This window comes from Pseudofrankia asymbiotica (genome assembly GCF_001983105.1).
Lineage (GTDB): Bacteria > Actinomycetota > Actinomycetes > Frankiales > Frankiaceae > Pseudofrankia > Pseudofrankia asymbiotica.
The window spans coordinates 1-21,539 of the sequence record NZ_MOMC01000055.1 but is presented as its reverse complement, the minus strand read 5'-3'; the positions used below and the strand labels follow the sequence as shown (position 1 = coordinate 21,539).

General features: G+C 72.7%; 19 protein-coding genes. 15 read left to right on the top strand and 4 right to left on the bottom strand.

Translation table 11 applies throughout. The annotated features are described in order from the left end of the window. Nucleotides 1–65: 65 nt before the first annotated feature. Complete coding sequence (locus BL253_RS26350; RefSeq protein ID WP_076820009.1) at nucleotides 66–497, top strand: VOC family protein; 432 nt, start codon at nucleotides 66–68, stop codon at nucleotides 495–497. Between the two features lie 110 nt (nucleotides 498–607). On the opposite strand, the gene BL253_RS26345 is transcribed toward BL253_RS26350, so the two are convergent. Next, a complete protein-coding gene (locus BL253_RS26345) occupies nucleotides 608–1,453 on the bottom strand; it encodes a LysR substrate-binding domain-containing protein (protein WP_076820008.1) in 846 nt (281 codons plus the stop codon). 92 nt (nucleotides 1,454–1,545) lie between these two features. Between BL253_RS26345 and BL253_RS26340 the strand changes: the two genes are divergently transcribed. The 13 genes from BL253_RS26340 (at nucleotide 1,546) to BL253_RS26280 (ending at nucleotide 17,351) form a co-directional block, all read left to right on the top strand. Continuing rightward, nucleotides 1,546–2,922, top strand: coding sequence for an FAD-binding oxidoreductase (locus BL253_RS26340; RefSeq protein WP_076820007.1), 1,377 nt, complete (start codon nucleotides 1,546–1,548; stop codon nucleotides 2,920–2,922). A gap of 526 nt (nucleotides 2,923–3,448) precedes the next feature. After that, nucleotides 3,449–4,255: an alpha/beta hydrolase gene (locus BL253_RS26335; RefSeq protein ID WP_241835152.1), complete on the top strand. Its 807-nt coding sequence runs from the start codon at nucleotides 3,449–3,451 to the stop codon at nucleotides 4,253–4,255. Between the two features lie 124 nt (nucleotides 4,256–4,379). Continuing rightward, a complete protein-coding gene (locus BL253_RS26330; protein ID WP_076820005.1) occupies nucleotides 4,380–5,588 on the top strand; it encodes an LLM class flavin-dependent oxidoreductase in 1,209 nt (402 codons plus the stop codon). Further along, on the top strand, nucleotides 5,585–6,805 hold the full coding sequence (locus BL253_RS26325; protein WP_076820004.1) for an acyl-CoA dehydrogenase family protein: 1,221 nt from the start codon (nucleotides 5,585–5,587) through the stop codon (nucleotides 6,803–6,805). The genes BL253_RS26330 and BL253_RS26325 overlap by 4 nt, the downstream gene beginning before the upstream one ends. 100 nt (nucleotides 6,806–6,905) lie before the next feature. Further along, the gene (locus tag BL253_RS26320; protein ID WP_076820003.1) at nucleotides 6,906–8,591 is read left to right on the top strand and encodes an ABC transporter substrate-binding protein; all 1,686 of its coding nucleotides are present in this window, start codon (nucleotides 6,906–6,908) and stop codon (nucleotides 8,589–8,591) included. Nucleotides 8,592–8,667: 76 nt separating this feature from the next. Continuing rightward, entirely contained in the window at nucleotides 8,668–9,657 is a 990-nt protein-coding gene (locus BL253_RS26315) for an ABC transporter permease (protein WP_076820002.1), read from the top strand. Further along, nucleotides 9,654–10,712 (top strand): ABC transporter permease, encoded by a 1,059-nt coding sequence (locus BL253_RS26310; protein WP_076820001.1) that lies wholly within the window; start codon nucleotides 9,654–9,656, stop codon nucleotides 10,710–10,712. The genes BL253_RS26315 and BL253_RS26310 overlap by 4 nt, the downstream gene beginning before the upstream one ends. Then, on the top strand, nucleotides 10,709–12,382 hold the full coding sequence (locus BL253_RS26305; RefSeq protein WP_076820000.1) for a dipeptide ABC transporter ATP-binding protein: 1,674 nt from the start codon (nucleotides 10,709–10,711) through the stop codon (nucleotides 12,380–12,382). The genes BL253_RS26310 and BL253_RS26305 overlap by 4 nt, the downstream gene beginning before the upstream one ends. Continuing rightward, the gene (locus BL253_RS26300) at nucleotides 12,379–13,488 is read left to right on the top strand and encodes an LLM class flavin-dependent oxidoreductase (RefSeq protein WP_076819999.1); all 1,110 of its coding nucleotides are present in this window, start codon (nucleotides 12,379–12,381) and stop codon (nucleotides 13,486–13,488) included. The genes BL253_RS26305 and BL253_RS26300 overlap by 4 nt, the downstream gene beginning before the upstream one ends. Nucleotides 13,489–13,600: 112 nt before the next feature. Then, complete coding sequence (locus tag BL253_RS26295) at nucleotides 13,601–14,122, top strand: flavin reductase family protein (RefSeq protein ID WP_076819998.1); 522 nt, start codon at nucleotides 13,601–13,603, stop codon at nucleotides 14,120–14,122. A gap of 124 nt (nucleotides 14,123–14,246) precedes the next feature. Further along, nucleotides 14,247–14,759, top strand: coding sequence for an NADPH-dependent FMN reductase (locus tag BL253_RS26290; RefSeq protein ID WP_076819997.1), 513 nt, complete (start codon nucleotides 14,247–14,249; stop codon nucleotides 14,757–14,759). A gap of 263 nt (nucleotides 14,760–15,022) precedes the next feature. Beyond that, nucleotides 15,023–16,195: an SPFH domain-containing protein gene (locus BL253_RS26285; RefSeq protein WP_241835165.1), complete on the top strand. Its 1,173-nt coding sequence runs from the start codon at nucleotides 15,023–15,025 to the stop codon at nucleotides 16,193–16,195. Between the two features lie 25 nt (nucleotides 16,196–16,220). Then, nucleotides 16,221–17,351 carry a TFIIB-type zinc ribbon-containing protein gene (locus BL253_RS26280; RefSeq protein WP_076819995.1) on the top strand — a complete coding sequence of 377 codons (1,131 nt, stop codon included), beginning with the start codon at nucleotides 16,221–16,223 and terminating at the stop codon, nucleotides 17,349–17,351. A gap of 181 nt (nucleotides 17,352–17,532) precedes the next feature. On the opposite strand, the gene BL253_RS26275 is transcribed toward BL253_RS26280, so the two are convergent. Both BL253_RS26275 and BL253_RS26270 read right to left on the bottom strand, forming a co-directional pair. Continuing rightward, nucleotides 17,533–18,285 (bottom strand): class I SAM-dependent methyltransferase, encoded by a 753-nt coding sequence (locus tag BL253_RS26275; protein WP_076820036.1) that lies wholly within the window; start codon nucleotides 18,283–18,285, stop codon nucleotides 17,533–17,535. Between the two features lie 25 nt (nucleotides 18,286–18,310). Then, nucleotides 18,311–19,678, bottom strand: a complete 1,368-nt coding sequence (locus tag BL253_RS26270) for an aminoglycoside phosphotransferase family protein (RefSeq protein ID WP_241835151.1) — start codon at nucleotides 19,676–19,678, stop codon at nucleotides 18,311–18,313. Nucleotides 19,679–19,790: 112 nt separating this feature from the next. Here BL253_RS26270 and BL253_RS26265 point away from each other — a divergent pair, with 112 nt between their 5' ends. Further along, complete coding sequence (locus tag BL253_RS26265; protein WP_198946401.1) at nucleotides 19,791–20,585, top strand: ArsR/SmtB family transcription factor; 795 nt, start codon at nucleotides 19,791–19,793, stop codon at nucleotides 20,583–20,585. A gap of 479 nt (nucleotides 20,586–21,064) precedes the next feature. Here BL253_RS26265 and BL253_RS26260 read toward each other — a convergent pair. Further along, on the bottom strand, nucleotides 21,065–21,539 hold a 475-nt coding region (locus tag BL253_RS26260), incomplete at its 5' end, for an SDR family NAD(P)-dependent oxidoreductase (protein ID WP_116438891.1).

The window sequence follows — 21,539 nt, the reverse complement described above, 5'->3', positions numbered from 1 at the left end:
CGGCGCATAGCGTCACGCCCAGCCGACGCGGCGAACAGGGAAGTTCCGGTGATCAGGGAGTTTCAGTGATCAAGATAGCCAACGCGCAGTTCTGGGTGCACGACCAGGACGAGGCGCTCGCCTTCTACACGAAGACGCTCGGCTGGGAGGTGCGCTCGGACGTCACCATGGCGGAGTGGTCGTTCCGGTGGCTCGTCGTCGGGCCGCGCGACCAGCCCGGCGTCGGGCTCGTCCTGATGCCGGTCCCGAAACCGCCGATGACCGACGCCACCGCGAGCGAGGCGCTCGCTGAGCTGGTCGCCAAGGGACTCGGCGGCACCTTGTTCCTGGAGACCGACGACTGCCAGGCCGCCTACGACGAACTGTCCGCCCGGGGCGTCGTCTTCAACGACCCGCCGACGCCGCAGCCCTACGGCATCGACACGTCGTTCCGCGACCCGTCGGGCAACAACGTCCGCCTCACCCAGGTCCTCGAGTTCTCCCCGGACCGCCACTGAGGCACCGCGCTGGGGAGACGCGTGCGGGGAGCGAGCCCGGCGGAGGTCGGCGCGCGTCTCCCGAGCTGTCGTGTAGTCGGCGCGGGCCTTTGGCCCAGCAGGGTCTTCGCCTAGCCCAGCAGGGTCTTCGCCGCATCGGCGACGGCTGTCACCAGCGTGTCCGGCGCGCCGCGGCGGCCGCGGACGTGCAGGGGTTCGGGCTCGACCGCGGGGAGGTCCTCGCGCTGGCACAGGCCCTCGGGCGGGGTGCCGAGGTGGGCGAGCAGGGCGACGCCGAGGCCGGCCCTGGCGGCATGCAGGACGCCGGCCAGGTGGCCGGCCTCGCAGACGACGGACGCCTCGATCCGGTTGTCGCGCAACACCTGGAGGGCTCTGCGGCGGATGGTGCACGGCTCGTCGATGACGACGAGCGGGATGGTGCCGCCGGGCGGCTGCCACCCTGGCGCCGCGTACCAGGCCAGCGGGAGCGCGCCGGCGGGGTGGCCGTCGCGCCCCCGGGCCTCGCCGATGAACAGGGAGGCGTCGATGGCGCCCTCGTCGAGCCGGTCGTTGAGCTGCCTGCCGCGGTCGATGCGGAAGCGCACCGCGTGGTCGGGGAAGCCTGACCGAAGCCGCGCGGTGATCGGCGGGAGCAGCAGGTCGGCGGCGTGCTCCGTCGAGCCGATGACCAGGGTGCGCTCGGCGCTGTCGGTCCTGCGCAGGCGCTCGAGGGCGTCGTCGTGAGCGGCGAGGATCTTGCGCGCCTCGGCGAGCAGCAGCTCGCCGTCGGGGGTGAAGCGGGCGCTGTTGCCGTCGCGCCGCACCAGGGGGCGCCCGCATACCTGCTCGAGGCGCCGGACGTGCTGGCTCACCGCCGACTGGGACAGGTGCAGGCTGCCGGCGGCGCGGCGGAAGCCGCCAGAGTCGGCGATGGACGTGAGGCTGCRCAGTGCGATTATGTCCAGTATCCCGACCATGCCGATAGGGTAGCTGTGATTCTGTTTTGTGATCAGTGTGATGTGGATGTTGATCGTGCCGGCCCGGTGGTAGCCGGGCTCGCGGGCGCACGATGACGGCGCGCCTGGACAGGCTGCCCCCGCACGACGACCTGCCCCCGCATGACGACGTCGACTGGCGGACCGATCCCGCGGTGCTCGACGCGCACCGGTTCGACCGTTCGGGCTGGACGCCGGATGTCCGCCCGGCCGTCGTGGCGTCCGTGCGCGGCGTCGCCGGCGTGCAGCATGTCCTGCGCTTCGCGCACCAGACCGCGATACCGGTGGTCGCCCGCGGCGCGGGTACCGGGCTCGCCGGCGCGGCGACGGCCGCCGACGGTGGGATCGTCCTCGACCTGACCGGGCTGAACCGCATCGTGGAGGTCACCGCGCCGGACGAGCTCGCGATCGTCGAGCCAGGCGTGCTGACCGCCGACCTCGACCGGGAGGCGCACCGCCACGGCCTGCGCTACGCCCCGGACCCCGCCAGCGTCGAGATCTCGACGATCGGCGGCAACATCGCCACCAACGCCGGTGGGCTGCGATGCGCGAAGTACGGGGTCACCCGCGACGCCGTCCTCGGTCTGGACGTGGTCCTGGCCGACGGCCGTCTCATCCACACCGGCAGGCGGGCGATCAAGGGAGTCGCCGGCTACGACCTGACCAGCCTGTTCGTGGGCTCGGAGGGAACACTCGGGGTGATCGTCGGCGCCGCGCTGCGGCTGCGGCCGATCCCCGCCGCCACAGCGACGATCTGCGCCCACCTCCCCGGCGCGGCGAGCGCCTTCGCCGCCGTCGGCGCGGTTCGCGCGGCCGGGGTGGTGCCGGCGATCGCCGAGTTCATCGACGCGGCGACGCTCACGCGCATCGACGAGCACCTGGGCACCGACCTGCGAGCCAGGGGCGCCGCGTTTCTGCTGATGCAGACCGACGGCGCCGCGGCCGAGGCGGAGGCCGATCAGGCGGCGCGGGAGCTGCGCCGGTACGCGACCGATCTCGAGGTCACCACCGACCCGGTCGAGGGCGCGCGGCTGACGGCCGTGCGCCGCGCCGCGCTGCCCGCGCTGGAACGCGTCGGACGAGTGCTGATCGAGGACATCAGCGTCCCCCGTTCCCGGCTGCCCGCGGCGGTCGAGGCGGTGCGTGCCGCGGCGACGGCGACCGGGACGTCGATCCATACGTTCGCGCACGCGGCCGACGGCAACCTGCACCCGATCATCGTCCTGTCCGAGGGCCAGGAGCCGTCCGACCCGGCCGTCCAGGAGGCCGCGGACAGCATCTTCCGCGCCGCGCTCGACCTGGGTGGCACGGTGAGCGGCGAGCATGGCGTCGGCGTGCTCAAGCGCCGCTGGATGCGCGCCGAGCTGGGCGAGGACGTCGGCGCCCTGCAGCGCCAGATCAAAGGCGTCTTCGACCCGAAGGGCATCCTCAACCCCGGCAAGGCCATCTAGCGAAACCTAGGGCCACGGTCCCGACCGAGGCCTCTCGCTGCTCGTCGACCGTGGCCGCCGCCGGACCGCGTGCCTGGCGCCGGCGGCGGTGATAAGCCGGCGAGATCGGTGCGATCGCGAATCGTCGCTGGCCAGACGGGCAAATACCAATTATCTTTACCGGCATGGTCGAGATTGGCGGCGAGCGCCGCGCGGTGTCGCGGTCCGCCGCCGCGGGCTCGACCCCCGCTGCCCGCGCGTCCCGGCGACGCCTCACCCGTCGTCGCGTGATCGACTTCATGCGCTGCGGCACCATGTGCTGTCACTGACGCTGACGCCGTGACACGCGCCGCGCCGGCACGCGGCCATTCCCAGTACCGCCCTTAGCCCACCCCTGGACCGCCTCGCCATCGAGCAGGGCGGTCGGTGCGCTGTCCCGCGCCAGCCGGTCTCCCCACGGCCGCTCTCCGGCCATGCCCAGTGCCCTTATGCCCAGTGCCGCTATGCCCAGTGCCATGCCCGACGCCGTCCAGCGGCGCGGTGACGCATGCCCGCCGCCATTTTCGACGAAAGGTCCGTCATGACCCTCGCCCAGGAAGCCACGGTTCTCAGCTGGTATGAGCCCAGCGGGCCGGCGCTGCGCGGCACGCTGGTCGTGCTGCCGGGCCGGGGCGAGTCCCCGCGGGTGTACGAGCGTTTCGGCCGCCGCCTGGCCACCGACAGCTACCGCGTGCACGCGGTGGCGGCCCCGGCCGACGCCCCGGACCAGGCGCGCGACGAACTGCTCGGCGTGCTCGACGCGGCGGACGCCGACGCTCCCCGGGTCGTCGTCGGCTCGGACGCGGGCGCGGCCTACGCCGCCCACCTGGTGGCGGGCGGGCAGCTCGACGGGGTCTCCGCGCTGGTGCTCGCCGGCCTGCCGGCCGGCTCCGCGGCACAGCCGGCCCGCGACTGGGACGACGAGCTGGCCGTCCGCACCGCCTGCGGCGCCCACCGGGGACGGATCACCGAGGCCGGGGTGCGCCGGGCGGCGCTGTTCAGCGACCTGCCCGCCGACTGGTTCGACCCGGCGACCCCCGGCAAGCTCCACCTGCCCGTGCTGGGCCTGCACGGCCGCAACGACCTGCTCAGCCCGGTCGCTCTGGCGCGCCGCTGGTACGCGTCCGCGCCGTCGGCCGAACTGGTGACCATCGTCGGCGGCCTGCACGACGCGCTCAACGACCAGACCCATCGCACCGTCGCCGCCGTCGTCGTGCAGTTCCTGGAGCGCCTGCGCGGCGGCGCCGAGCTGGCCCCGATCGCGGTGGCGGAGTCGCTGGGCGAGCCGGGCAGGGACGCCGAGTCCCGCGCCTGACAGGCCAACCACCCTCCGCCATCCACCGCCTTCCACGCTGGCCCGCCCTGGCCAGCCCGGCCCGCCCTGACCCCGCGCCGTCGTGACCTCGCTGAGACTCCGAACGTCGTCGAGAGGACCTTCCATGACCGTGCCCGACTTCGACTCGGCCATTCCCGAGACCGCCTCGCCCGAGGTGGAGTTCATCAGCCTCTCGCACCTGAACCCGTCGACGGAGCTGAACCCGGTCCCGACCAGGGGCATCGACCTGGCGTACTTCCGCCGCTACGTGGCCGCCCTTGAGGAGGGTGGCTACGACTACACGCTGCTGCCCTACGGCTCGAACAGCGCCGACTCGTTCGTCGTCGCCAGCGCGGTCGGCCAGCTCACCGAGCGGATCCGCCCGATCGTCGCGCTGCGGCCGAACACCACGTTCCCGACCGTCGGCGCGCAGAAGCTCGCCACCCTCGACCAGCTGACCGAGGGCCGGGCCGTCGTGCACCTCATCTCCGGGGGCAGCGACGCGGAGCAGGCCCGCCAGGGCGACTACCTGCCGAAGGAGCGGCGCTACGCCCGCACCTCGGAGTACGTCGACGTCCTGCGCCGCTCGTGGACCGAGTCCGCGCCGTTCAGCCACGACGGCGAGTTCTACCGGTTCGACGACTTCGGCCCGGGCTTCGCGCCCTACGCGTCGCCGATCCCGATCTCGATCGGCGGCCAGTCCGACGAGGCGTTCCAGGTGGGCGGCGAGAAGGCCGACATCTTCAGCTTCTGGGGCGAGCCGCTCGACGACCTGCGCTCCGAGATCGAGCGGGTGAACGGCATCGCCCGCGCCTCCGGGCGGACCACCCTGCCGCGGATCTGGGTGACCTTCCGCCCGATCATCGCGAGGACCGACGAGCTGGCCTGGGAGAAGGCGCACGACTACGTGGCGAAGGTCGCCGAGAGCTTCCAGAAGTACGCCGGGCGGATGATCGGCAAGGGGGCGCCGCAGAACGTCGGCTCGAAGCGCGCGCTCGCGTTCGCGAACCGCTCCGAGCTCTACGACCGCGCGCTGTGGACCAAGACCGCCGCCGTCACGGGCGCCGCCGGCGCCTCGACCGCGCTGGTCGGGTCGCCCGAGACGGTCGCCGCCGCGATCCTCGACTACGTCGACCGCGGCGCGTCGCTCGTCTCGATCCGCGGGTACGACACCCTCGCCGACGCGGTGGACTACGGCCGGTACGTGCTGCCGCTGGTGCGCCAGGAGATCGCCCATCGCAGGGAGACCGGCCGGCGCGGCACCCTGCAGGCCGAGCACCTCGGCAACTACGCCCCGGAGTACTCCCGGTACGCGACGGCGGGCCAGGCATGACCACGGCCACCGGCGGCGTGCGGGTCGACAGCGCGCCCGAGGCGGCGGCCTACGACTTCCCGGTTCCCGACCTGTCGGCCGAGGGGCTCGCGGCGGTGACCGCCGGGATCGCCGGGACGGCCACCGAGTACGACCGCACCGGCGAGACGCCGTGGAAGGGCCTCGACGTCGCGTTCCGCGCGGGCCTGCTCACCGCCACCGTCGGCCGGCGGTACGGCGGCCCGGGGGTCGGCCAGCGTGACCTGGTCCGGATCCTGACGGCCATCGGCGAGGGCGACGCCTCGGTCGGCCTGCTCGCGTCCAACCTGCTGATGAGCCACGCGGGCCAGGCCGCGCACCCGCACTGGCCGGTGGCGTACTACGACGACCTGCTGCGCCGCTCCCTCGACGGCCCGGCGCTGGTCAACGCGATCCGCGCCGAGCCGGAGCTGGGCGCCCCGGCCCGCGGCGGCATCCCGAAGACCACCGCGACCCGGACCGCCGACGGCTGGGTGCTGAGCGGGCACAAGGCCTACGGCAGCGGCGGCGAGGCGCTGGCCTACCACGTCGTGTGGGCGGTCGCCGACGAGCCGGGCGGCGACCCCGCGCGGCCCCGCGTCGGCCACGTGATCGTCCCGGGCGGCCGCCCCGGCATTCGCTGGGTCCGGACCTGGGACCACCTGGGCCTGCGTGCCACCCACACCGACGACGTGATCTACGAGAACGTGGAGCTCCCCGCCGACGCGTTCGTCGAGATCCCCCGCGGGCCCGACGGCGTGTACCGGGACCCGGCCGCGATGGCCGGGCCGGGCGGCTTCGGCCATCCGGCGCTCTACGTCGGCGTCGCCAGGGCGGCCCGCGCGGCGTTCGCCGAGTTCGCCCGCTCGCGGGTGCCCTCCGCGCTCGGCCGGCCGATCGCGACGACCGAGCGGATCCAGGCGGTCGCCGGCGAGATCGACCTGCAGGTCGTCCAGGCGGAGACGCTGCTGCACGGCGCGCTGCTGCGGCTCGAGGCCGGCGACACCTCGCTCGTGCCCGAGCTGTCCGTCCTGAAGGCGGCCGTCGCCCGCTCGGTGATCGCCGCCACCCAGACCGCGGTCGCGGCCCTGGGCAACCCGGGCCTGTCCCGCCACCACCCGCTGGAGCGCCACCTGCGCGACGCGCTCTGTATCCGGGTGCACCCGCCGCAGGAGGACGCCGCCCTGCTGGCAAGCGGCCGCCGCGTCCTCGGCGCCTGAACCACCCGTCCCGCGCCACCCACCCTCAGCGCACCGCCATCCATCCCTGCCGCGCGCCTCGTCCGAGGTGCCGCGTGCCTGGTTCCGAAAGGGCACCCGCATGACCATCCTGAGACGTCTGGCCCCACGGGCCGGGCGCCGCCTCCCCCTCGCCGCCGCCGCCACCGCCGGGCTCCTGGCCCTGGCCGCCTGCGGCGGTGGGAACAGCCAGGCGGCGGCACCGGCCGGGAGCGAGCCCAGGACCGGCGGGGCCCTGAAGGTCTCGTTCTTCCCCGACAACCCGGTCCTGTCCTGCATCGACCCGTTCCAGGTGTACTGGATCGAGCACCGCACGATCATCCGCAACTTCGCGGACTCCCTCACCGACCAGGACCCGAAGACCGGGAAGATCGTGCCCTGGCTGGCGAAGAGCTGGGAGATCAGCTCCGACGGCCTGACCTACACCTTCCATCTCCGGGACGGCGTCACCCTCAGCAACGGCAAGAAGGTCGACGCTCAGCTCGTCGCCGACGACGCCGCCGGCTGGGTCGCCACCGTCGCGGCGACCAAGGGCGTGGCGTACGGCTCCTCCTACGTGCAGGGCCTGACGGGCGCGACCGTCGTCGACCCGGCGACCGTGCGGCTGCACCTCAGCCAGCCGAACTCGTCGTTCCTGCAGGCGACGTCGACGACGAACCTGGCGATCACCGACCCGGCCGAGTACCAGGCCACGCCGGCCGACCGCTGCACCGGCAAGGGCGTCATCGGCTCCGGCCAGTTCGTCCTCGACCACTACACCGCGAAGGTCGAGACGGTCCTGACCAAGCGGCCGACGCCGTACGGCTGGCCGTCGGAGCTCGTCCAGAACAAGGGCGCGGCGTACCTCGACAAGGTCATCTTCACCTACGTCGGCGAGGACAGCGTCCGCACCGGGAACCTGGTCAGCGGGGCGATCGACATCGCCTGGCCGCGTAACCCGTTCACGGTCCAGGACACCAAGCTGATCGAGAAGTCGGGCGACACGGTCGAGCAGCGCGCCCTGCCGGGCGTCGCCAACACCCACTTCGCGAACACCGCCGACGGGCATCCGCTCGCCGACCCGCAGCTCCGTGAGGCGCTCTACAAGGCGATCGACGTCAAGACGTACGCGTCGACGGTCTTCGGGCCCGACTACCCGGTCGTCCAGGGCGTCTTCAACTCGACCACGCCGTACTTCAAGTCGGAGTCCGCGAAGCTCGCCTACGACCCGGCGGGCGCGCAGAAGATCCTCGACGCGGCCGGCTGGACGGTCGGCAAGGACGGCTTCCGCTTCAAGGACGGCAAGGAGCTGACGCTCGACTACCCGGTCACCCAGTTCACCGCCGGCGCCGAGCTGCTCCAGGCCCAGCTGAAGAAGGTCGGCATCAACCTGAGCCTGCGCACGCTGACCCCGGCCGAGCAGTCGACGTACCTGCCGAGCGGCGACTACGACCTGACGAGCACCTACTTCACCCGGGCCAACCCCGGCGCGCTGCAGTTCATCCTCAACCCGGACGTGGCGAACTCGAAGGCGCTCGCGAACCGCTCGGCGTCGCCGGAGGTCATCGCGCACCTCCAGGGGCTGTTCAAGCAGGCCCTGCAGACCACCGACGAGGCCCAGATCTCCAAGGCCTACGCCGACCTGCAGGACTACCTGATCGACGAGGGCATCTCCTTCCCGCTGTTCGAGCGGGTGCAGATGGCCGGCGTCTCCAGCCACCTCCACGGCTTCGCGTTCACCTCGGAGAGCTTCCTGCGGCTCAACGACGTGTGGAAGGACAACAGCTAGTTCCCGCCCGCCGCCCGCCCGGTTCTCCCGGGCGGGCGGCGGTACGCCGCGGACCCTCGTGAGGGAGCCCAAGCGAATGACCAGATACATCGTCGGACGCGTCCTGCAGGCGATCGCCGTGCTGTGGGCCGCGTTCACGGTCACGTTCATGATCCTCTACCTGCTGCCGAGCGACCCGGTGAAGCTGCAGCTCGGCGCCGCCGGCATCGACGAGGACAGCCTCGGCGCCGAGCAGGTGGCCGCGCTCAAGCACCAGTTCGGCCTCGACGAGTCCATCTGGGCGCAGTACTGGCACCACCTCGTCGACGCGCTGCACGGTGACTTCGGCACCTCGCTGACCCAGCACGTCCCGGTCACCGAGCTGATCAGCCAGCGGGTCGGCCAGACCCTGCTGCTGTCCGCGGGCGCCGCGGTCGTCTCGCTCGTCGCCGGCGCCCTGCTGGCGTACGTCGCGACGTTCGTGCGGTTCAACCCGCTGCGGGTCTTCCTGTCCCGGCTGCCGGCGCTCGGCGCGTCGTTCCCGCAGTTCTTCATCGCGCTGCTGCTCATCCAGGTCTTCTCGTTCAACCTGGGCCTCTTCCCCGCGACGGGGACGCAGGGCTTCGGCTCGCTGGTGATGCCGGTCGTCACGATCTCGCTGCTCACGTCGGCGGTGCTGGCGCAGGTGCTCATCAAGAGCTTCGAGGAGACGCTGCGCCAGCCCTACATCGTCACCGCGCGCGCCAAGGGGCTGTCCCGCTCGGCGGTGCACCTCAAGCACGCGTTCCGCAACGCGGCGCTGCCCGCGATGACGATCCTCGGCGTGCTAGTCGGCCTGACCGTGACCCAGTCGATCGTCGTCGAGACGGTCTTCACCCGGGAGGGCATCGGCCGGCTCGCCCAGCAGGCGGTGCTCTCCCAGGACGTGCCCGTCGTCCTCGGCATCGTCACCGTCGCGGCCGCCCTGTTCGTGTTCGTCAACCTGGTCGTCGACCTGCTCTACCCGCTGCTCGACCCGCGGATCTCGCACGCCCGCGGCGGCAAGGTGCGTGCCCCCGACGCCCCCGTGGAGGTCGGTTCCCTGTGACCGCGGACGTCCATCTCATCTCCGAGCGGGACCGGGCCCTCGTGCCCACCGCCAAGCCCCCCGCCACCGCCGCGACCGAGGTCTCCGCCACGACCGAGGCCGCCGCGGCGAACGGCGCCACCGTGACGACGAGCGCCACCGCGACGGCCGGGGCCGACGAGGCCGGGGCCGACGTGGCCGGCGTCGCCGAGCCGGCCGGCGCGGACCGCGCCGAGCGGGGCGGCGGGCGCTGGGCCGGCGTGCGCGCGAACCTCGCGCAGCTCACCCGCAGGCCGGTTTTCCTGCTGGCGCTGCTCTACGTGCTCTTCGTGGTCGCCTCGGCCTTCGCGCCCGGCCTGTTCGCCCACCAGAGCCCCTTCGACACCCATCCCGAGCTGGCGGTCGCCCCGCCGAACCGCCATCACCTGTTCGGCACCGACGTCTACGGCCGCGACCTGTGGAGCCGGATGCTGCACGGCTCGGCGCTGACCATCAAGGCGACGCTGATCGCGCTGGGCATCGCGGTCGTCGCCGGCCTCGCGCTCGGCGTCGTCGCCGGTTTCGTGGGCGGGTTCGTCGACGCGCTGCTCATGCGGATCGTCGACGTGCAGCTGGCGATCCCCGGCCTGCTGCTCGCGCTGTCCATCGTCACGGCGCTCGGCTACGGCACCGTGCCGGTCGCGGTCGCCGTCGGGGTCGGCATCATCCCCGGGTTCGCCCGCACGACCCGGGCCGAGGTGCTGCGGGTCAGGACGCTGCCGTACGTGGAGGCCGCGCGCGCCGGCGGCGCGTCCTGGGGCCGGGTGCTGGTCCGCCACATCCTGCCCAACTCGTGGGGCCCGGTCGCGGTCCTGGTGGTGCTGGACGCCGGGGTCGCGATCATCGCGATCGCGTCGCTGAGCTTCCTCGGCTTCGGCGCGAAACCGCCGGCCGCCGAGTGGGGAACCCTGATCTCCGACGGGCGCGGCTACCTGGTCACCGCCTCCTGGCTGAGCCTGCTCCCGGGCCTGTTCGTGGCCCTGCTGGTCCTCGCCCTCAACCACATCTCCAAGACGCTCCAGGAGCTGGACCGATGACGGCCACCACGCTCGCCCCGGCCACCGCGCCGACCGACGACGAAGGCCCGATCGTCGAGATCAGGGGCCTCGACGTCGGCTACGTCCGGCACCGCCGGGTCACGCCGGCCGTGATCGGGCTCGACCTCACCATCGGCCGCGGGGAGATCGTCGCGATCGTCGGCGAGTCCGGGTCGGGCAAGACCACGACCGCCAGCGCCGTCATCGGCCTGCTGCCGGACAGCGGCCGGGTCACCGCCGGCTCAGTCCTCGTCGACGGGGTCGAGACGGCGGGCGCCAAGGAGAGGACGCTGCGCCCGCTGCGCGGCCGGGTCGTCGGCCTGGTCCCGCAGGACCCGATGGTCGGCCTCAACCCGACCCGGCGGATCGGCGCCCAGATCGCCGAGGCGGTGAGGCTGCGCGGCGTCACCGGGCCCGCCGTCGACGCCGAGGTCCACGAGCTGCTGGGCCAGGCCGGCGTGCCCGACCCGGAGCAGCGGGCCCGCCAGTACCCGCACGAGCTGTCCGGTGGCCTGCGCCAGCGGGTGCTCATCGCGATCGCGCTCGCCGGCAGGCCCAAACTGATCATCGCCGACGAGCCGACCAGCGCCCTCGACGTCACCGTCGAGCGCAGGATTCTCGACCACCTGACCGGCCTGGTCCGCGAGCAGGGCATCTCGCTGCTGCTCATCACGCACGACCTGGCGGTCGCCGCCGACCGGGCCGACCGGGTCCTCGTCATGCGCGACGGCCGCGTCGTCGAGCAGGGCGACCCGGCGACGATCCTGGTCTCGCCCCGGCAGGCATATACCCGGGCGCTCATCGCCGCCGCCCCGGGGCTCGCGCACGGCGGCCGGGTCGTCCCGCGCTTCGACGTCCGGGGCCAGGCGGCTCCCGAGGCGGTCCTGACCCTCACCGACGTCCACAAGACGTTCGGGGCCGGCGACAGCCGCCGCGGCCAGCGTGGCTTCAACGCGCTCGACGGCGTCTCGCTGGCCGTGCCGCGCGGGCAGACCCACGCGCTCGTCGGCGAGTCCGGCTGCGGCAAGACGACCACGCTGCGGATCGCCCTCGGGCTCGAGACGCCGACCAGCGGCTCGATCGTCCTGGACGGCGCGGAGCTGGCCGGCCTGTCGTGGGGCCGGCTGCGGCCGCTGCGGCGCAAGGCCCAGATCGTGCACCAGAACCCGTTCGCGGCCCTCGACCCGAAGTTCACGATCAAGCAGTCGATCATCGAGCCGCTGGTGGCGTTCCGGATCGGCGACCGGCGCAGCCGGCACCTGCGCGCCAGGGAGCTGCTCGACCAGGTGGCGCTGCCCGCGTCCTACCTCGACCGCCTGCCCACCGAGCTGTCCGGTGGCCAGCGCCAGCGCGTCGCGATCGCCAGGGCGCTGGCTCCCCGCCCCGACCTGCTCATGCTCGACGAGCCGGTCTCGGCCCTCGACGTCTCGGTCCAGGAGCAGATCCTGCTGCTGCTCACCGAGCTGCAGGCCGAGCTTGGCCTGTCCTACCTGTTCGTCTCGCACGACCTGGCGGTCGTCGCGGAGATCTCCCACACGGTCTCGGTGATGAGCCGCGGCCGGGTCGTCGAGCAGGGCCCGRTCGCCGAGGTCTTCACCAGCCCGAAGAGCCCGCACACCCGCGAGCTCATCGACGCCATCCCCGGCCAGCGCACCGCGAGGAACGGATGACCACGCTCGCCAGCCCCGAGCACTCCACCAGCCCCGACCCCGCCGCGACGCGGGACCGCCGGCCGAAGCCGCGGCTCGGGTTCAACACCCGCGTCTCCTTCCCCACCGGGGAGGCGGCCCGCGGCCTGCGCGAGGGCATCGAGCTGTTCAGGGCCGCCGAGGCGCTCGGCTACCAGTCGGGGTGGGCCTACCAGCGGCACTTCGACAACTACCTCTCGTCGCCGCTGCCCTTCTTCGCGGCCGCCGGCCAGCACACCGAACGCATCACCCTGGGCAGCGCGGTCATCCCGATGCGCTACCAGGACCCGGTCCTGCTGGCCGAGGCCGCCGGCACCGCGGACCTGCTGACCGGCGGCCGGCTGCAGCTCGCCTTCTCCAGCGGAACCGACATCTGGGACGACGTCTTCGGCGGCGTCGCCACCGACGCCCGCGCCGAGGGCCAGCGGCGCCTCGCCCGGTTCCTGGCCGGGGTCGCGGGGGAGACGCTGCACACCGTCACCGCGCCGCGCGGCCCCGCCGGACCGGCGCCCGGCACCGAGCTGAAGGTGACCCCGCACAGCCCAGGGCTGCGCGACCGGATCTGGTACGGGTCGGGCCACATCGCCTCGGCCGTCCAGGCCGCCCGCCAGGGGCTGCGCCTCATCACCGGCACGGTCCTGCACGAGGTGACCGGCGAGTCGTTCCCCGTCTACCAGGCCAGGCTGATCGGCGAGTACCGCGCCGCCTGGGCGGCCGCCCACGGCACGCCGCCGCCACCGGTCGCGGTCGCGGCCTCGATCCTGCCCGGGACGACGCCCGCGCTGCGCGAGACGTACGCGGCCTACGACCTGCAGCGGCGCACCGAGGGGCCGGCCGCGTCCCGGCCGAAGGGCGCCCTGCGACCGGCCCTGTCGGCCGAGCTGCCCAAGGGCTTCCTGATGAGCCCGGTGTACCACGGTGACCCTGACGCCGTCACCGAGGCCGTCCTGGCCGATCCGGGGCTCTCGGCCGCGGACGAGCTGGTGCTGTTCCCGCCGCCGGCCTTCGGCCTCGCGCAGAACATCCGGCTGCTGACCGACCTGGCGCGCACGGTCGCGCCGGCGCTGGGGTGGGCACCCGCCGGGTGAGCACGCCGCACCGCTGACCTTCCGCGTCCGGTCCCGCGCGGGAGCGCTTCCCTTCACTCCCTCCGTGTGCTCCCTCTGTGCGCTCGCGCCTTCTCGACAGGAGAGACAGACCATGGCTGTCCGAGACGCGACCGGACCGGTCACCGACGTCCCCTCGTTCACCGCCGTCCTGGGACGTTTCGCCTCCGGCATCACCATCATCAGCTCCACCGCCGACGGGCGGCCGGTCGGACTGACCTGCCAGTCGTTCTTCAGCCTGTCCGTCGACCCGCCCATGATCGCGTTCTCGGTCGCGCGGACCTCGACGTCCTACCCGGTGATCAGGCGGGCCGGAAGCTTCGTGGTCAACGTGCTCAGCGCTGACCAGCGTGCCGTCAGCGCGGCGATGGGCCGCCGGGATGCCGACAAGTGGTCCGACGTCCGCTGGGAACGCGCGGCCAGGACCGGCCACCCGGTGATCGACGGCAGCCTGGCGCACCTGGAGTGCGAGCTCGCGGCCGAGTACGACGGCGGCGACCATGTGATCGTCACGGCGCACGTCGTCGGGCTCGGGCACGCCACCCACGAGACGGCGCGCCCGCTGCTCTACTACCGGTCCCGCTACCACGGGCTGGTCGAGCACCCCGACGCCTGAACCACCGACGCCCGACCCCCGCAACCATGGCTGGCCGGCGGCATGAGGCATGAGGATGGTGCTGGCGGCCAGGCCGACGACCAGAGCTGGCGACCAGAGCTGGCGACCAGAGAGGACTACCGAGATGACGACGCTGAGTGTCGTGGTGGGCAACCCGAAGGCCGGGTCGCGGACGCTGGCGATCGCCGAGGCGCTCGCCGACCGGCTCCGCCCCCTGCTCGGCGCCGAGAGGGGGGTACGCCTCGACCTGGCCGACCACGCCGGCGACGTCTTCACCTGGCCGCACCCCGGGCTCGACACCCTGACCGAGCAGGTGGCCGCCAGCGACTTCCTCGTCGTCGCGAGCCCCACCTACAAGGCGGCCTACACGGGGCTGCTCAAGGCGTTCCTGGACCGGTACCCCACCGCCGGGCTGCGCGGGGTCACCGCGTTCCCGGTGTTCACCATCGGCTCGCCGGCGCACACGCTCGCGGTCGAGTTCACCCTGAGGCCATTGCTGGTCGAGCTCGGCGCGAGCGTCCCCACACAGGGGCTGAGCTTCCCGACGGACGAGCTGCCCCGGCTCGACGAGATCCTCGACCAGTGGCTGGAGCGCAACCAGCACGCCCTGCCGACGGTCGGCTCCGCCAGCCGCTGACGAGCTGACGAGCTGGCGGGCTGGCGGGCCGTGGCCGCTGGCCGGTCCCTGGCCAGGCACGACGCGCCGGGCGGCTGACGCGAGCGGGCAGGGGCCGGGTGTGCTGTCCGGAGCAGGACACGTCGCGACCAGCCCGGCGCGGGGCGGCTAAGGTTCCCCCTCGGATGTGGACGCATCAGGCGTGGCGACTGGTGTGACAGCGCCGCCGGCGGTACAACGCCGCCGGTCGGCCAGAGCTAAGGGTGGCGGCATACGTGGGGCTGATGGACCGGGTCCGCGGCGAGTTCATCGACATCATCGAATGGACCGATGACAGCCGGGACACGATCGTGTGGCGCTTCCCGCGCTACGAGAACGAGATCAAGATGGGCGCGAAGCTCACCGTCCGCGAGTCGCAGGCGGCGGTGTTCGTCAACGAGGGGCAGGTAGCCGACGCCTTCGGGCCGGGCATGTACACCCTCGAGACGCAGAACGTCCCCATCCTGTCCACCCTCAAGGGCTGGAAGTACGGGTTCAACTCGCCGTTCAAGGCCGAGGTGTACTTCGTCAACACCCGGCAGTTCACCGACCTCAAGTGGGGCACGCAGAACCCGGTCATCGTCCGGGACGCCGAGTTCGGCATGGTCCGGCTGCGCGCGTTCGGCGCCTACTCGATCCGGGTGATCGACCCGCCGGCGCTGCTGCGCGAGCTCGCGGGCACCGACCCGCAGTTCCGCACCGAGGAGGTCTCCGAGTTCCTGCGCCAGCTCATCGTCGGCCGRCTCGGCAACGCGCTGGCGACCTCCGGCGTGCCGGTCCTCGACATCGCCACCCGCCAGGACGTGATCGGCGCGACGCTCGGCGAGGCGCTGACCAAGGAACTCGCCGCGGTCGGCATCGCGATCCCGAAGTTCGTCATCGAGAACATCTCGCTGCCGCCCGAGGTCGAGGAGGCCATCGACAAGCGCAGCCAGATGGGCATTCTCGGGAACCTCAACCAGTACACCCAGTTCCAGACCGCGCAGGCGATCGAGGCGGCCGCGAACAACCAGGGCGGCGCGGGCGAGGGCCTGGGCATCGGCCTCGGCATAGCGCTCGGCCAGCGCGCCGCCGGCGGCATGCAGCAGCCCGGCTACCAGCCCCAGCAGGGGAACCCGCAGCAGGGCTACCCGCAGCCGCAACCGCAGCCCGGCTACGGGCAGCCGCCCGGCGGGCCGGGTGGGCCTGGCACGCCGCCCCCGCTGCCGCAGGCCGCGCAGTGGTTCATCGGCGTCGGCGGGCAGCAGCAGGGCCCGTTCGACGCGGCCGGCCTGACCCAGCGGGTCGCCGCCGGGGAGCTGCGGCCGGACACGCTCGTCTGGAAGGCCGGCATGGCCGCCTGGACGGCCGCCGGCCAGGTGCCCGAGGTCGCGCCGCTGTTCGCCAACGTCCCGCCGCCGCTGCCGCCCCAGGCCTGACGGCACCGGCCCGGGAGCCAACACGATGACTGAACCGACATACCAGCAGGCACCGGTCGCGGCGACGACCTACCCGTGCGGCGGCTGCGGCGCGCGCCTGGAGTTCGCGCCCGGCTCGACCGCCATGCAATGCCCGTACTGCGGGTTCCGCCAGGAGATCGCCGCGGGCGGCCGGGAGATCCGCGAGACCGCCTACGGGGAGCTGACGACGCTGCCCCGCAAACCCGTCGGCGGCATCGGGGCGTACGTCTTCGTCTGCCAGCGCTGCGCCGCGAGAACCGAGACGAACGAGACCGCCAGCGTCTGCCAGTTCTGCGGGGCGCCGCTGGTGATCGACGCGGCGGCGACCGGGCAGATCGTGCCTGAGGGAGTGCTGCCGTTCGCGCTCGACCGGGCCAGGGTCCGGGACTCGATGCGCTCCTGGGTGAAGTCGCGGTGGTTCGCGCCGTCCGGCCTGAAGAAGGTCAGCGAGACCGAGTCGATGAAGAGCACGTACGTCCCGCACTGGACGTTCGACTCGCAGACGGTCTCCGATTACAGCGGCCAGCGGGGCGAGCACTACTGGGTGACCGAGACGTACACGGACAGCGAGGGCAAGTCCCAGACGCGCCGTGTGCAGAAGACCCGCTGGCACCCGGCGGGCGGCACGGTCAGCCGGGCGTTCGACGACGTGCTGGTGCCGGCCAGTGCCGTGCTGCCGGTCAAGAAGGTCGACGACCTCGCGCCCTGGCCGCTCCAGCAGGCGGAGCCCTACCAGCCTGAGTTCCTCGCCGGGCATTTCGCGCTGCGCTACGACGTCGAGCCGGAGAACGGCTTCACCGAGGCGCGCGGCCGGATGGCGCCCGTCATCGAGCAGGACTGCCGCCACGACATCGGCGGTGACGAGCAGCGGGTCACGTCGGTCAACACCCGGCACAACGACGTCACCTTCAAGCTGATGCTGCTGCCGGTCTGGATCGCCACCTTCGTCTACGCGGGCAAGAACTGGCAGATCCTCGTCAACGGCCTGACCGGCGAGGTCCACGGCGAGCGCCCGTGGAGCAGGCTGAAGATCGMCCTCGCGGTGATCGCCGCGCTGGTCGTCGTCGCGGTCCTGGTCTTCTTCTTCACCCGCCACGGCGGCAGCTCCGGCAACACCGGCCCGAGAACCGGCTAGCGGGAACACCGCCTGGGCCGGGTTGTCCGGGCCGGGCCGTCCCGGCCGGCCGGGACGGAGCAAAGCCGAAGATCACACTCGCTCCTGGTCCTGCCCAGGAGCGAGTGTGATCTCGGAGTCCTGGCGCCGAGGGGCGCACCAGATCATGCGAGGGCTCGGGATGCCCGTGCGGTGCGGATGATCAGACGGTCGCCTCGAACGTCCAGACCTGGGAATCCGGGGTGGGCGGCAGGCCCACCTGGTAGTCGGCGTGCACGGTGATGGCGGTGAAGCCGGTCTCCCGGAGCAGGGCGGCGAAACCGTCCAGGCCGTACCGCTGGAGCCTGAAGTGCTGCAGTTCGGTCTCGACGAGGCGGCCGTCGCGCCATCGCTCGTAGCGCAGCCAGCTGCTCACGAGGCCCTCCTCCGGCTGTGCCGGTGGAAGGGAGCTGAGCGTCAGCATCTCGTCGCCGAACCACCAGTGCTTCAACGGCCCAGGGCTGGTGGACTGCTCGAGCGGCTCGACGTCGACGATCAGCCGCCCGCCTGGCCGCAGGCTTTCCCGGAGGTTGCGCAACGCCTGGGCGGCGCGTTCACGACCGGTCACCAGGGCGAACGACCCCGTTGGAATCGCGATCGCGGCGAAGGCGGCGGGTTCCTTGAAGGTCACCATGTCCGCCTCGAAGAGCACGGGGTCCAGCCCGCTGGCGGCGCAGTTGTCGCGGCAGATCGCGAGCATGGACGATGACGAGTCGTACCCGCGTACCCGCAGACCCGCCCGCAGCAGGGGAATGAGTATCCGGCCCGTTCCGACCGCCGGTTCCAGGATTTCACCGGAAGTCCCGGCCAGCAGGTCGCGGTAGAACTCGACATCGCCAAAGGACGTCCCGACCGGCTTGTCGAGCTCATAGACCAACGAACAGAGTGAGCCGTAGTCGCCCGACGACTTGGGCACCTCGTCCACCTGTTTCAGTCGTCGGTCATGCTTCGGCGGCGGTGCTGGCGGCGGTGCTGGCGGCGGTGCTGGCGGCGGTGCTGGCGGCGGTGCTGGCGGCGGTGCTGGCGGCGGTGCTGGCGGCGGTGCTGGCGGCGGTGCTGGCGGCGGTGCTGGCGGCAGCGGTGACGGCGGAGGCCTCGCGCAGCGCGGCTCGGACGGTGGCGGCTGGATCGCCAGCGTGGTAGACGCGCTCGCTGGGCTCGATGTTGTCCAGGAACTCCTGGTACCTGACCGCGTAGGACAGCTGGCCGAGGGGCGCGGCGACGGCCAGCGCGCGTGCCGGGTCGCTGCCGGGCAGGRCCGTCTCCCATGCCGTCACCCACGTGTCGGTGGCGTACGCCCGCGACGCGTGGTCGGTCAGGAAGTCGCGGACGCGCAGGCCGTCGAGGACCGGGTTGCCCAGGTGGCTGTCGGCGAAGTCGAGGATCGTCGTGCGCCGTCCGTCCGATCTCCAGTTCCCCGGGTGCAGGTCGCCGTGGACGAGGGTGTCCGGCAGTCCGCAGGCGGCCAGCTCCGCCACCAGGTCGGGCAGGCGCCCGGCGAGGCCGCGGGCGGCGGTGAGATCGTCCGGGCCGAGCTCGTCGCCCGCCTCACCGTCGAGCAGCTCCGCGACCCGGTCGACCAGCGCGGGCATGGTCCGGTCCGGTAGGCCGTGGGGCATCGCCGTCGGATCACGGGCCAGCATCGCCTGGGCGCTCACCAGGCGGCTCACGGCCGCGTGAATGGCGACCGGCGACTCCTCCCACCTGTCAGTGCCCGGCACATGATCCAGCAGCGTGCGGCCGGCGGCGGGGTCCGCCGCGATCAGACGCGGAACCAGCTCGGCGTCCACCCGCCCGAAGGTGTCGATCACGGCGCCCTCCGGGGCGGCGAACGGGGGAGTGGCCTTCAGCCAGACCGGCCCCCGCGCGGTCGGGAACCGGAACAGCCCCGCCAGGTTCCAGGTCTTGACCTGCTCCGCCGGCCCGGTCGCCGGCCGCCCCGCGGTGCGCAGCGCCGCCGACGCCCAGTCCAGGGTCTCGGCGAGGCCGTCGGGTGTCGCCCAGCTCGCCCGCGACGCGACCGGGCCGGCCAGCTCGTGCGGGTCGCCCGGCCAGGGCGTGAGCCGCGAGACCGCCGGCCGCCCGAAGGCTTCGGCGTGGTAGCGGACATGCCCGTCCCGGGCGCCGTCACCGCCGTCGGCCCCCAGCAGGCGCAGCACCATCACCGGTGCGCCGAGCTCCTGGCGCAGGCGGGCGACGACCGGTTCGACATCTGCCCACCACCGCGTCTGGGCTGGGAAGGGGCCGCAGGTCCCGAGGCGGTCGCCGCCCGCGGTCACCACCGCGCTGAACGTCCGGCCTCGCGTCACCGCGCCAGTGTCGAGGCGCGCTGGTCGTCCGAGCAAGGCATTTTGCCCGTCCGCGGCGCTTGACTTTATGCAGGGAGATGCCTGCATAATCGGCGGCGTGGATGTGGACGCGGTGTTCAAGGYTCTCGCGGACCCGACGCGACGGCGCCTGCTCGACGCCCTGCGCGAACGGGCGGGACTGACTCTCGGCGAGCTGTGTGACGGGCTGGCGATGCGCCGCCAGTCGGTCAGCGAGCACCTGGGACTGCTGGAAGCGGCCGGTCTCGTCACGGTCGTGCGCAGTGGCCGGCGCAAGCTCCACTACCTGAATCCGGTGCCGATCCACGACATCCGTACCCGATGGGTCTGGAAGTTCGAGGAGCCCGGCCTCGGCTTCCTCGACCAGGTCAAATCCCGCGCTCAGGAGATCACGATGGCCGAACCGGTTCCCGCCTACGTGTACACGACGTATATCCGGAGCACGCCCGACGACGTGTGGCGGGCACTGACCAGCCCGGATCTGACTGGTCGGTTCTGGGGCCACGCCCAGGTCTCCGACTGGGCGGTGGGCAGCCGCGTCGAGCACGTCCGGGTTGACGGCTCTGGTGTCGTCGACGCCGTCGGCCGGGTGCTGGAGGTCGAGCCGCCGCTGCGGCTCGCGTTCGGTTTCGACACTCCCACGCGCTTCGACGACCCGACCTTCGAGCCGTCCGTCGTCGCCTTCACGATCGAGCCTTTCGCGGACATCGTGCGCCTYACCGTCACGCACACGAACCTGCCCGACGCCGACGCCCGCGAGTCGATCGCCCACGGCTGGCCGGCCGTCTTCGCGAACCTCAAGACCCTCCTGGAAACCGGCGCCGTCCTTCCGCAGGCCCCCTGGGAGATGCACGCCACCGACCGCGAAAAGACCATGCAGGGCCACTGACCGCCCTTGCCGCTTCCCCACCTACCCGGCTCCCACCTACCCGGCTCCCACCTACCCGGCTCCCACCTCGCGGTCCCTCCGAGCGGGGAGAGGTTCATGATCTGGTGGGATCCTCGGAGCTCTGGCGCCGACGATGCCACCAGATCATGGCCCGATGGATTCCGGGATTCTGGCGCCGACGGACCCACGGCCACGCTCATCCGTCCCTGGGTTCTGGGGCCCAGGAGACCGGGATCCACCCCACAAGCCATGGCCAGATCCGATGAGGGGCTTGGGTAAATTCGGTTCCTCGCTCTGGCGCCGAGGATCCCACCAGGTCACGGGGCGGTGGCCGTGGGGCGCGATCTTGGCCGTGCACGGCGGCGGGTGAATGTCCGCGGGAAGGCCCGGCTTCGGGCACTGCCACGGCGTGGCGGTGCGCCGGTTTGACCTCTGCCGGCCACGCCGTCGAACCGACCGCGGGCCTCGCGCCGGGCGGTTCAGGGGCGGTGGGTCGGCCAGACGGTGAGTTCGGTGACCTGGGCGCGGGCGGGTAGCGCGAGGGTGTGGGCGACGATGTCGGCGAGGTCGTCGGGCCACAGGAGGCAGTCCGGCCGCCAGGTCCTGTCCTCGGCCTGGAAGATCTTCTCCTGCATCGGGGTCGCGGTGCGGCCGGGATAGATGCTGCATACCCGGACCCCGTTGCTGGACATCTCCGCCCGCAGGCTGTCCGCCATGGCGCGCAGGGCGTGCTTGGTGGCGGCGTACTGGCTGACGCCGGCGCTCGCGGCCAGGCCCTGGGTCGAGTTGACGAAGACGACGTCGCCGCTGGTGCTCCTCAGGTCGGGGATCAGCCGCTGGGTGAGTGTGTAGGGAGCCTGGACGTTCACCGCGAACTGCAGGTCCAGGTCGGCGACTCGCGCCCCCGCCAGCTGGCCGCGCCGGTAGGCGCCCGCCGAGTGCACGAGCACCGAC

Excerpts from the sequence above, each read along its gene's own strand:
- BL253_RS26340 (WP_076820007.1), top strand. The coding sequence starts at position 1,546 with ATGACGGCGCGCCTGGACAGGCTGCCCCCGCACGACGACCTGCCCCCG.
- BL253_RS26335 (WP_241835152.1), top strand. The coding sequence starts at position 3,449 with ATGCCCGCCGCCATTTTCGACGAAAGGTCCGTCATGACCCTCGCCCAG.
- BL253_RS26330 (WP_076820005.1), top strand. The coding sequence starts at position 4,380 with ATGACCGTGCCCGACTTCGACTCGGCCATTCCCGAGACCGCCTCGCCC.
- BL253_RS26325 (WP_076820004.1), top strand. The coding sequence starts at position 5,585 with ATGACCACGGCCACCGGCGGCGTGCGGGTCGACAGCGCGCCCGAGGCG.
- BL253_RS26320 (WP_076820003.1), top strand. The coding sequence starts at position 6,906 with ATGACCATCCTGAGACGTCTGGCCCCACGGGCCGGGCGCCGCCTCCCC.
- BL253_RS26315 (WP_076820002.1), top strand. The coding sequence starts at position 8,668 with ATGACCAGATACATCGTCGGACGCGTCCTGCAGGCGATCGCCGTGCTG.
- BL253_RS26300 (WP_076819999.1), top strand. The coding sequence starts at position 12,379 with ATGACCACGCTCGCCAGCCCCGAGCACTCCACCAGCCCCGACCCCGCC.
- BL253_RS26295 (WP_076819998.1), top strand. The coding sequence starts at position 13,601 with ATGGCTGTCCGAGACGCGACCGGACCGGTCACCGACGTCCCCTCGTTC.
- BL253_RS26290 (WP_076819997.1), top strand. The coding sequence starts at position 14,247 with ATGACGACGCTGAGTGTCGTGGTGGGCAACCCGAAGGCCGGGTCGCGG.